Origin of the sequence: Nocardiopsis codii (genome assembly GCF_036327455.1) — a bacterium.
Classification (GTDB): domain Bacteria; phylum Actinomycetota; class Actinomycetes; order Streptosporangiales; family Streptosporangiaceae; genus Nocardiopsis; species Nocardiopsis codii.
On the sequence record NZ_JAUZMY010000079.1, the window covers coordinates 1 to 1067 of the forward strand.

Below are 1067 nucleotides of genomic sequence, written 5' to 3' on the forward strand. Positions count from 1 at the left end.
CTGTCGTGGGACTCGTTGCCGAAGCCGCGGGAGATCTACGAGTTCCTGGATTCGTATGTGATCGGTCAGGATCAGGCGAAGAAGGCCTTGTCGGTGGCGGTGTACAACCACTACAAGCGTGTGCGGTCGGAGGGTGAGCGTCCGGGTTCGGAGGACGTGGAGATCGCGAAGTCCAACATTTTGTTGTTGGGGCCGACGGGGTCGGGGAAGACGTTGTTGGCGCAGACGTTGGCGAGGATCTTGAATGTTCCGTTCGCGATCGCTGATGCGACGGCGCTGACGGAGGCCGGGTATGTGGGTGAGGATGTGGAGAACATCCTGCTCAAGTTGATCCAGGCGGCCGATTATGACGTGAAGAAGGCCGAGACGGGGATCATCTATATCGATGAGGTCGACAAGGTCGCGCGTAAGAGTGAGAATCCCTCGATCACGCGTGATGTGTCGGGTGAGGGTGTTCAGCAGGCGTTGTTGAAGATTTTGGAGGGGACGACGGCGAGTGTGCCGCCTCAGGGGGGGCGTAAGCATCCGCATCAGGAGTTCATCCAGATCGACACGACGAACGTGTTGTTCATCTGTGGTGGGGCGTTCGCGGGTCTGGAGAAGATCATCGAGTCGCGGACGGGTCAGCAGGGGATGGGGTTCAACGCGGTTCTGCGGCCTCGGGGTGAGGCGGCGGAGGTGGCGTTGTTCGGTGAGGTGATGCCGGAGGACCTGTTGAAGTTCGGGATGATTCCGGAGTTCATCGGTCGGTTGCCGGTGATCACGAGTGTGGACAATCTGGATCGTGCGGCGTTGATTCGGATTCTGACGGAGCCGCGTAATGCGTTGGTGAAGCAGTATCAGCGGTTGTTCGAGTTGGACGGTGTGGAGTTGGAGTTCACGCCGGAGGCTTTGGAGGCGATTGCTGAGCAGGGGATTATTCGGGGGACGGGTGCGCGTGGGTTGCGGGCGATCATCGAGGAGGTGTTGTTGTCGGTGATGTACGAGGTGCCGTCCCGTGAGGATGTGGGGCAGGTGATCATCAGTCGGGAGACGGTGATCGACAACGTGAACCCCACGATCGTGCC

The 1067-nt window shown here is 59.7% G+C and carries 1 protein-coding gene; it reads left to right on the top strand.

Features of this window, described 5'->3' with window-relative positions; genetic code table 11:
• The coding region (gene clpX / locus Q8791_RS31705) for an ATP-dependent Clp protease ATP-binding subunit ClpX (RefSeq protein ID WP_330095545.1) at nt 1-1067 on the top strand (1067 nt) is incomplete at both ends.